This window comes from Burkholderia sp. SRS-W-2-2016 (genome assembly GCF_001931485.1).
Lineage (GTDB): Bacteria > Pseudomonadota > Gammaproteobacteria > Burkholderiales > Burkholderiaceae > Paraburkholderia.
Genome location: NZ_MSDV01000101.1, coordinates 1 through 9,660, shown reverse-complemented (window position 1 = coordinate 9,660; position 9,660 = coordinate 1). Strand labels below are relative to the sequence as shown.

Sequence of the window (9,660 nt, the reverse complement as noted above, 5' to 3'; positions counted from 1 at the left end):
ATGTGTAAGGCATGCCGCCAGCGTTCAATCTGAGCCAGGATCAAACTCTTCAGTTCAAACCTGTTACTGTTTTCGGTTCATCTCTGAACCGGTCGCTCACTCAACGTACTGACGATGATTAATCCGTCTTTCGACAGACAAACCTTCCTCTGATACTGTGTGAGGCTTTTGATACTTTTGCCATACGGTGATTCCTAAGAACCGCCGCCGCATTCCGCATCAAGTGCCCACACTTATCGGCTGTTAATTTTTAAAGATCTTTCGCTAAGAAGCTCTGCTTTCTTCGCGTCCGTCATCAAACGGGAGGCGAATTATGAAGACCCAACGCGACACCGTCAAGCATATTTTAGAAATTATTTTTTGGTCGCATTCGGGTACCCGCACGTCAATGGATCACGGTACTTCCCCGCAACTGCCGCGTGGGCGTAGCCAGACACCCTCGCGCCTGGCTTTCGGCTACGCTCCCGGCCGCGGATCACCGCGGCTCTTCAAACCACTTCAGAACTTCGTCGACTCCGTCCTCGATCGACATCTCCGACGTGCCGATGAATACATCCGGACTTTCGGGTGGCTCGTACGGCGAATCTATTCCCGTGAAGTTCTGGATCACTCCCGATCTCGCGAGTCGGTATAGCCCCTTCGGATCGCGTGCCTCCGCCACTTCCACCGGTGCGTGGACGTGAATTTCGGCGAATCTGTGTTCCGCCGCCGTGGCCCGCGCAATTTCGCGGTCCGCGCGGAATGGCGAGATGAAGCAGACCAGCACGATCATGCCGGCGTCCGCCATCAGCCTCGCCACCTCCGCAACCCGGCGGACGTTCTCGTGGCGGTCCGCGTCGCTAAAGCTCAGATCCTTGCACAAGCCGAGCCTCACAGCGTCGCCATCGAGTACATACGTCAAGCGGCCGGATGCGTGCAGTCGCATCTCGACGCTGTTCGCGATCGTCGATTTTCCCGCGCCGGAAAGTCCGGTGAACCAGAGAATCGCCGGCCTCTGTCGCAGCAAGCGCGATCTCGACGCGCAGTCGACCCGGAAATCGTGTGTCTGAAGCTGGGATGCAAATACGTCTACAGTCATTCGACACTCCGTGCGAATACAGCGATTACAGGAATCCGGCGTTTCGCGCGTGTCCGATCACTAGTTCCGCTATTTCGGCGCGGCAGATCAGCAGGTCCGGTATCGATGGATCGGGCTGGTTGTATATCAATCGCTTGCCACTGAGTCGCGATGCGTGGAGGCCGGCCGCTATCGCAATGCCGACCGGTGCGGCCGAGTCCCACTCGCGCTGTCCACCCGCATGCAAATAAACGTCCGCCTCGCCGTCGATTACCGCGAGTGCCTTGACGCCCGCCGACGGCAAATGCAGCGGGATCGCGCCGAGCGCGCTCGTTATATCCAGGCAGCGCGGGTCGACGTGGTCGCGGCTTAGCGCGACTCTGAGGGGGCCGTGGCCTTGAGTTCGTCTGGCCATCCTCTGCTTCGGGCGCATCGGTGCGGTGACCGCGCACGCCGCTGGCATGCCGTTCTCGACCAGCGCGACGTATACCGCCCAATGTCGGCCGCCCCGGTGATATTCGGCCGAGCCGTCCAGCGGGTCCACGATCCAGACTCGCTCGCGCTCGCGGCGCCCTGCCGTTTCGCCCGATTCCTCGCTCAGCACGGCATCGTTTGGACGGTGCCACGTCAGAAAAGCGCGGATGATGCGATCGGCCTGCCGATCGACGGCCGGCTCGTTGTTGCGGCGGGTCGTCGTTCGGTGACGCTCAACCAGATACTCGGCCGCCAGGTTCGCCGAACAGATCGCGACATCATGGTCGCTCAGCCCAGCGGCCATCACGGCCGCCTCGCGAGACTGCCTCCGATCGGCAGCGTGCTCGCGCTTCGATCGCTGCGCAGAGCATACGCAAGTGCGAACTGCAGACACAGCAGCGCGGCGATCGCCGCGTAGACGCCGGTCAGACTGCCCAGTTGCGCTTTCGCCCAGCCGCCCGCGAAGTTGCCCAACATGCCGCCGATCCCCACCATAACGTTCGCAATCCCAAACGCCTTCGTCAGCGCCAGCGGCGCAAGCGTCTTACTCATGTAGGCGGGTACCAGCCCGAAGATCGGATAGAACGACAGGCCGAATAGCACCGCCGACAGATACAGGCCGGCCACCCCCATCGGCAACCAGATCAACGCGGCCGCCACGATCGCGAAAGCGAAGGTGATCAGCAGCGCACGGCGCACGCCGATCCGGTCCGCCAGCGCGCCGAGTGCGAAACCCGCGAACATCCCGATCGCACCGATCAGCGACCACACGTGGCCCGCCGTGGCGATCGAATGATGAAGTTCTTCGCGAATCATCGGCACCAGATAGGTCTGATACGGCAGGAGCGTCAAACCGTTGATAAACGCGATACCCCAGATCACCGGAAGCTGGCTCCTGCCACCGGCTTCGACCGCGCGGTGCCGCTGCGCTTCGGAGCGCGGCTTGCTTCGTTCCCCGAAGAGTCGATAACGGGCGAACACGAAGACGGCGAGCAGCGTCAACACCACGGTCGCGCTGCCGGAGACGATCCAGACCGAGCGCCAGCCACAGTGAGGCACCGCATACGGCACGAACAGTCCGTTCGCGAACACGCCATAGCTCGTGCCACTCGAAATCAAGCCGAGCAAACGCGCCCGGTACGCTTGCGGAACATGCATCGTGACGATTTCGGCAAGCGGCACGTACACGGAAGCTGAGCAGCCCCCGAGGAGCGTCAGCAAAACGCCGGCCTGCAGCGCACTCGTGCTGAACGCCAGCGCAAACAGACAGAGACCGCACAAGCCGACGGATAACAGCGCCAGCGTACCGCCGCCAATCAAAGGACTCACAAGGCTTCCGGCAAATGCAAATGCAAGAAAGCCGATCTGCGCGGCAGCCGTGATCGTGCCGACCGTCGTGTAGTCGAAATCCAGCGCCGTCTTCATCTCGATCACGACGGTCGCGAACAGATACACGCCAAATCCGTATGTCGCCGCGACGAAGGCGGTCAGCGTGGCGGCCAGCACGGCCGTTTTTGCCAATGCATGAGTCGTATCTGTGTTTGCTTGCATGAAGTCCTCCTCTGGGTGGACAGCCGCGTCAGCGCGCCGGATTGCGGCAAACGTGGAGCACGAAGCCGCATGTCAGCGGGTCGTACCGTTCTTCGAAGTCGCCATACGCATTCAGGTACTCGAAACCGGCGTCCTCGATCACGCGGCGCAATGCGGCTGCTTGAATCGGATGAACGGAGAGGCGGTATTGCTCGGTGGCCTCGAACGAATAGACGAAATCAACGTTATCGTCACTCATGTTCTCGAACTCGACGCGCACCGTTTTTCCGCAATACGCGACGTTTCCGGCTGGGCGGTAGCTTCCGGCGAGGATCGCATCGAAATTGCGCTGATCGATCAGGAGCAGGCCTCCCGGCTTCAGCGCTCGGCGAAACTGAGCGAGCGCGGCCTGCCTGTCCGCCTCGGAGCGCAGGTGGCAAAAAGAACTGCCAAGACAGATCACCGCGTCGAAAGCCCCGTGGATTTCGGACGTTAGCGAGCGCCAGTCGGCAAGATGAACCTGCATCGGCTGTCCGCAAGCGCGAGCGTTTTCCAGTGTTCTTTCGACCATCGTGGCGCTGCCGTCCGATGCCGTGACCGCGAAGCCGGCGCGCGCGAGATCGATCGCGTGATACCCGGTTCCGCAGGCAACGTCGAGTACGCTATTTACACCGCGTTGCTTCAACAGCTTCTGGAAGAAACCGTTCTCCGCTTTCGCCCTGCCGTCCCAGTTAATCAATTCGTCCCAGCGCTCGACGAACGAGCGGTGATACTGCCCGGCGAAATCCGCGGCGACCGCCGCGGCCGGTTCGACAATGTCTTGTTCCATCGAAATGTTCCGTGCGTGGAGATTCGGGAGGGGACAATCGTGCTTATGCCGCGGCGCCGATGTACGTCGCGTATTCGCGATACTTCGCAGCGAGTTCCGTCGCGCGATCGAGGCTTTCGTCCGGACGCAGCACGCGGCAGTCGTAACCGAGCAGCCGCTTCATGATGTCCATCGACCAGTCGCAGAAGCGCACCGTGCCATCGAGTTCAATCCGCTCGATACCGTCTGCCATCTGGCATTGCTCGTTGATCCACACCGCGTCGGCGACAGTGACGTGTTTCGGCAGATCGAGCCGAACCTTCAGCCTGTCGATCTCGACCGGATAGCCGCCTGGCAGCCCTAACGGTCCGGGCGCGTGGGTGCGTACCGGCCGCTCGGACAGAAGGCCGCGCAGCACACTGACCGCGGATGCGGCCGTCAGAATCTGACCGTCGATGCCGCCAAGGCGGCGATGTCGACTGCCCACCGCTTCGAGGATCGCCTTCACCGGAACCTCGGCGCTCACATCGGTCCCATCGAGTTCGACATCCATGCAGAACGGTGCGTCGGTCGGCTCGCCGTAGCGCGGCACATAATGGCTGAAATAGTGCTGCGCGATCAGCTTTACACCGACCTGTTCCGGCGATGCACCGAAGTGCTCGGCGATCGCTGCGCGGATCGCGGGAACGACGTTGCACACATTGCCGATGCCGACGAGCGGCGCAAGCCCGAGATGACTGAGGACCGGATTCACCGCGTCCGGATAGGCGGCGTTCACGACCACCGGCTTGACACCGGCCGCAACGACCGCGGTCATCAACCGATGCATCAGCGTCAGATGCATCGGCAGCCACGGGCCGAACTGGGCCGCGTCGAGTTCATCGAAGTGGCGCTTCGGCAGGTTCGTAATAATGCGCCACGACTGCAGCGATGCGCCATTGAAGATCACCGCGGGGTTGTGCCTCGCGATGACTTCTGCCGTGCGCGCCGTATCCAGCAGGTCCGCCGCGTCGGGCGTCACCCGGACGGTCCGGCCCAGTTGCAGCGCGGTCAAACGAACCAGATTGGCCAAGCGCGTGGCCGACTCCAGACTTCTGCCGACGACGACGAGATCCGCGCGATCGTCGCGGGCGAGCAGATGAAGCACGTTGCCGGTCAGGTTACCGGTGCCGAAAAGCATGATGCGGCTGTTGCGATCAGTGATGCGGGACATGTTCGTTCTCCGCTCAGCGTGGGTACGCGCCGTTGTCCACCGGCACGATCTTTCCGGTCAGATGCCGGCTCGCATCCGACAGCAGGAACATCACGACGTCCGCGACGCCTTCCGGCAAGATCGGCTCTTTCAGCGTTTCCTGACGCTGATACTCTTCCAGCCGATATTGCGGAATCCGGTGATAGTTCGCGGTTTCGCGAATCAATGCGGGCGACACCGCATTCACGCGAAGATGGGGCGCGAAATTCATCGCATTGCTCTTCGTCAGGCCAATCACCGCCGCCTTGGTCGAGCCATAGAGCGCGTCGGAACTGCCGACTTCTCCGGCGACCGACGTGAGGTTGACGATAGCCGCGCTTTTGCCGGTTTGCTGTACGTGTGCGGCGAAATCCTTCGATAGATGAATGAGCGCGGTGAGGTTGACCGCAATGATGCGGTCGATCTCATCGTCGGAGTACTTGTAGACACTCTTGCCGTGGTAGAGACCGGCGTTGTTCACGAGTCCGTCGAGAGAATCGAAGCGCTCCGTACAGCGCCCGAAGAAGCGCCGCAGCGCACCCAGGTCGCCGACATCGACGACCTCGCCGAAGAAGGTATTGCGCGGAAACTCCTGCGCGAGCCGCTCGATTGCCGGCCCGTCGATGTCGCATCCGATAACCGTTACGCCTTGCGCCACGCACTTTCGCGCGACGGCCGCGCCGATTCCGTTGCCCACGCCCGTGACTATCACTTGTTGCATTACACAACCTCCACCGGTAGACGAAGCTTCTGTTGGTTCAGCAGTTCATAGAACGGAAGATGATGCTGGTAATAACTTTGCAAGCGCGGATTCGAGTCGAAATCCACGGTATAGGTGCGGGCCGCGTTCCGCGTGATCGCGGTGCTTGCACCGGCTTCGCTGTGCCACTCGCGCCACGCCTCCCATTGCGCGGGCATACCGGCGTTCCATTGCAGCGCGTCGGCACGGTGTGCAATCCCGGCCGCATCACAGAACGCCTTCATCGTCGCGTCCGGCCGGCTTGCGAGATCCTGTGCATGAATTACAACCGGAACATTTCCATTCAACTCACGAACACGCTCGAAAACCCGGTAAAGCGCCTCGTATCCGATCGCGTCGAGCTTCATGTCCGGAAACAGTTCGGCATGCGACAGAATCGTCGTCTTCGGCTCGCGAATAATGAAAGCGTTGGTCTGGCAGGCGAGAAATTCCGCATCGGCGAGCAGTTCGTCGACGCAGTGGTAGCACATGTCCTTGTGAAAAACGTTGGTGCGATTCGCCGCTTCGAGCAGACTGTCGCGCACTTGCCGATACGAACCGGCAGCGCTTTGCGACAGGTGGTTGAATGGGATGTACTCGGCGTGGCTACCTGCGAACCGGCAACTCGCAAAGGGCTCGTGAAAAACCCGAAAATCGCCGCGCTCGATAAACACACGCTCGAACGCCGTCGACAGGGAGCGTGGGTGTGCCCATAGCGCAATCATCCGTTTCATCGTGTGCCTCACACGGCCAGTGGCGACGGCACCCTGCCGGGCGGCGGAAAGCTCGGCTTCGGGTAATGCCAGTGGCGAGCCTGAAAGGCCTGAGCGATGAAATCGTGCATACGCCGGACACCTGCGCACGCTTCCGCCGCGGTGGTGATGAACGCACCCTGATGATGAAATGACTCGACCGTCATGCCACCGGCCGTGCTTGCGCTGGCAAAGTACGGCAACGACATCAGCCGCGTATGCAAAGCGCCCGGAATCGTTTCGGGTTCCTGTATGTTCCCCGGCTTCGCCACATCGGGCAGCGTATAGTTCGCGTCGATCAGGCTTCTGAGCAGCGTCGGCGTGAGCGTATAGGCGATCGGCGTGCCCGCCGTTTTCTCGAGATGCCAGCAGCTGACAGAGTCACCGATTGGAGCGGGATCGGCCTTGATACTGGAAAGAAGTAACTTCGCGGGAATTCCGGAATCCGTTATTTCACTGAGCATCTTGCGGAAAATCGCCACTTCCGCCCAGCGAACGTCGGCGAGCCTCAGTTCTATCCCCCGGGCACGCGCCTGATCCAGCAGATCGCCCTGACTGCCAAAACGGCCGATCATGAACGTGATGACACTGCGCCACCGCACTGGCGTGCTTTTACGCCGGTGCAAACCCGCTTCGATCGCCCGCAGACAACATCGCACCTGCGGCACGGTATAGGAGAAGGTGCTGTTGATCGAAATGCCGCTCGCGACGAGTTGCTCGACCGTCTCGTACCCCGCCGCGCTTCCGGGTACCTTGACCATCACGTTCGGACCCAGTGCGGCAAGTTCCAGACCCTGCTGATACATACGGTGGCTGTCGAGGCAATCGCGGGGATCGACCTGCGCGGAGACCCAGCCGTATTTTCCGTCGGTGCTCTCCCACAAATGCCTGAGGCGGGAGGCCGCGTCATGGAGTACTGTCTTGTAGAGACGCCAGGAAATCGACTGCAGCGAGTCGTAGGGTGTTTCGTCGATGAGCCGGTGGACCTCGGCTTGCCAGTGCGCGGATTGCTCGGTGATGCAGTCGGCGATCAGACGCGGGTTCGTCGTAGCACCCCTGAATAGAGACCAGAGAGGTTCCCGCGAATTGAACAGCAGGCTGATGTCTTTACTGGAAATTCGAATAGCTTTCGCCCAACTGTCGAATACCGCCGGTGAAGAATCCCACCACAATTCGGCATCCGAATTATATGACGCGATTTTATTCAGAAACCTCATTCTCTCTCCTCCTCACTATCTTATTCGAATACCTGTTGACCAGACTTCTATAGTGATTGGTAATGCGAAATGAGATCCGGCAGCAGATGCATCGTTGAGAAGGTGGTGGTCGCGCCGGCCGCGCTCAACTCCGTTGCGCGATGCTCGGGCGCGGAACCGAGTACCGTCATGCCGGCTGCCACGCCGGCCTGAACCCCGACAACGCTGTCCTCGATCACGATCGTCCGCGCGGGGTCCGCGCCCATTTCCCGCGACGCGTGAGTGAATAGCGCCGGGTCCGGTTTCCACGCGCCGATTTCGTATGCACTGAAGATTCGCCCATCGAACCGGGAAAGTAGTCCGGTCAAAGATAGCGTCAGCCGAATCTTTTCGGACGGGCCACTGGAGGCAACACAACTCGGCGTATGAATTGCGTCCAGCGCGTCCGCGACGCCGTCGACCGCTGTCAGATTGGCGGCGAAACCCTTCGCCGATTCGGCCCGGAAATTGCGTTCGAAAGCCTCGGGGAGCTTGAGGCGATACGAGCGCTCCACTTCCGCCAGACACGCGGCGATCCGCCTGCCGCGGAAGCGGTCGACCGCATAGTCGTCTTCGATATCGACGCCCAACTGCCGCAACATCCCCGCCAGAATCGAGAGTCCGAGCGGCTCACTGTCGACGAGCACACCATCGCAATCGAAGATGATGAGGCGCTCATCCTCTTGCACCTCGCAATCTTTCACTTTGCTTTCGCCCATTGATCCCCTCGTTTGCAAGGTGTGCGCGGGTCATGTGGGACTGATTCTGGCGACCGAAAAATAACCTGTCAAGGAGTTATTACCGGTTATTCGTAACCGCTATTTGCGATTTTTCCGGGGCGCGATTTATTCATGTGACATAATTCACGAACTCATGGGGGACCCGTCATGCCAGAGCATCGTGGAAGGATTGAGAGCATTCGCCTGATTGGCGGGAGCGCCTGTCTGGACTTCGTCAACACGGCGAATGGCCGGCGCACGAACGGATCGCTCGGTTCGTTCGAGGAAAACCTGTGCAGTCCGAACGATGTGGCCACCTGGGCCGCGCGCGCAAATCTGACAACACCCGAAGAGCAGGCCAATCTGCTTCGCGCGATCGCGTCGGATCCGGCGAGCGCTCATACGCGACTGACCGAACTGATTGCGTTCCGGGACCGGCTGTATCGCCTGTTTGAGGCAACAGTGGATGGCCGAGCGTGCGCGGACGGGACCGCGGAGTTGAACCGGATGCTTACTCATACGCTGCCATACCGGCATATCGAGGAAGCTGGAGACGGTGTGCCTTTTCAGTGGAATTGGGTGCAGGCCGTTACCGCGGAGAATCTTTTCGATCGTATTTTGGGACCGGTAGCGCTGTGCGCCGCAGAACTTCTGACCGGCGAGCTCGGCCGCTTGCGACTTTGCGCGTCGGACGATTGCGACTGGATGTTCCTCGACACGAGCAAGAGCGGCAGGCGGCGCTGGTGTCAGATGGATGTGTGCGGAAATCGTGCTAAAGCGCGACGGCATGCGCGAGCGGCCGGGCTTTGAGCAGGTCGACCGGTAGCTGTGTCCGCCGCGGTGGAGCGCATTGGGGTGCGAACATTCAGTAGCCGAAGTGGTGGCAGCGAGGCTCCGCGACAGGCTATATGCTTGGCTTAGTCCTCATATTCGATCCAGACGCAGAAGTAGCGGTGGGCCTGTCAGGAATTTCGTGTTTAAGGCATAACATGCTCGCAAGGAGAGTTTATGCCTCGCAAACCGAAAGCCCAGCCGGTACAACTGCCGGCGATTCCGGCCGAACTGCTTGAGCAGTTCGGCAACGGTCCGATGACGGCCGAAGCCATCAATGCTGC

At 60.6% G+C, this 9,660-nt stretch carries 10 protein-coding genes; 1 reads left to right on the top strand and 9 read right to left on the bottom strand.

Annotation, left to right across the window (positions count from 1 at the left end):
* Positions 1–475 precede the first annotated feature (475 nt).
* The 9 genes from cysC to BTH42_RS33970 all read right to left on the bottom strand — a co-directional run bounded on the left by cysC (position 476) and on the right by BTH42_RS33970 (position 8,545).
* Entirely contained in the window at positions 476–1,078 is a 603-nt protein-coding gene (cysC, locus tag BTH42_RS34010) for an adenylyl-sulfate kinase (RefSeq protein ID WP_075305548.1), read from the bottom strand.
* Positions 1,079–1,103: 25 nt separating this feature from the next.
* Complete coding sequence (locus BTH42_RS34005) at positions 1,104–1,835, bottom strand: inositol monophosphatase family protein (RefSeq protein WP_075305547.1); 732 nt, start codon at positions 1,833–1,835, stop codon at positions 1,104–1,106.
* The gene (locus BTH42_RS34000) at positions 1,835–3,082 is read right to left on the bottom strand and encodes a nitrate/nitrite transporter (protein ID WP_075305546.1); all 1,248 of its coding nucleotides are present in this window, start codon (positions 3,080–3,082) and stop codon (positions 1,835–1,837) included. The genes BTH42_RS34005 and BTH42_RS34000 overlap by 1 nt, the downstream gene beginning before the upstream one ends.
* A 28-nt stretch (positions 3,083–3,110) precedes the next feature.
* Positions 3,111–3,800 (bottom strand): bifunctional 2-polyprenyl-6-hydroxyphenol methylase/3-demethylubiquinol 3-O-methyltransferase UbiG, encoded by a 690-nt coding sequence (locus tag BTH42_RS33995; RefSeq protein ID WP_178392302.1) that lies wholly within the window; start codon positions 3,798–3,800, stop codon positions 3,111–3,113.
* Positions 3,801–3,933: 133 nt separating this feature from the next.
* Positions 3,934–5,082, bottom strand: coding sequence for a hypothetical protein (locus BTH42_RS33990; protein ID WP_075305544.1), 1,149 nt, complete (start codon positions 5,080–5,082; stop codon positions 3,934–3,936).
* A 13-nt stretch (positions 5,083–5,095) separates the two neighbouring features.
* Positions 5,096–5,821, bottom strand: coding sequence for an SDR family NAD(P)-dependent oxidoreductase (locus BTH42_RS33985; RefSeq protein WP_075305543.1), 726 nt, complete (start codon positions 5,819–5,821; stop codon positions 5,096–5,098).
* A complete protein-coding gene (locus BTH42_RS33980; RefSeq protein ID WP_256702517.1) occupies positions 5,821–6,564 on the bottom strand; it encodes a hypothetical protein in 744 nt (247 codons plus the stop codon). Before BTH42_RS33980 ends, BTH42_RS33985 begins: the two co-directional genes overlap by 1 nt.
* Before the next feature lie 17 nt (positions 6,565–6,581).
* Positions 6,582–7,808, bottom strand: a complete 1,227-nt coding sequence (locus BTH42_RS33975; RefSeq protein ID WP_075305541.1) for a transaldolase family protein — start codon at positions 7,806–7,808, stop codon at positions 6,582–6,584.
* 47 nt (positions 7,809–7,855) lie between these two features.
* Positions 7,856–8,545, bottom strand: a complete 690-nt coding sequence (locus BTH42_RS33970) for an HAD family hydrolase (RefSeq protein WP_075305540.1) — start codon at positions 8,543–8,545, stop codon at positions 7,856–7,858.
* A 168-nt stretch (positions 8,546–8,713) separates the two neighbouring features.
* Here BTH42_RS33970 and BTH42_RS33965 point away from each other — a divergent pair, with 168 nt between their 5' ends.
* Positions 8,714–9,355, top strand: coding sequence for an ABATE domain-containing protein (locus BTH42_RS33965; RefSeq protein WP_075305539.1), 642 nt, complete (start codon positions 8,714–8,716; stop codon positions 9,353–9,355).
* The last annotated feature ends 305 nt before the right edge of the window (positions 9,356–9,660 follow it).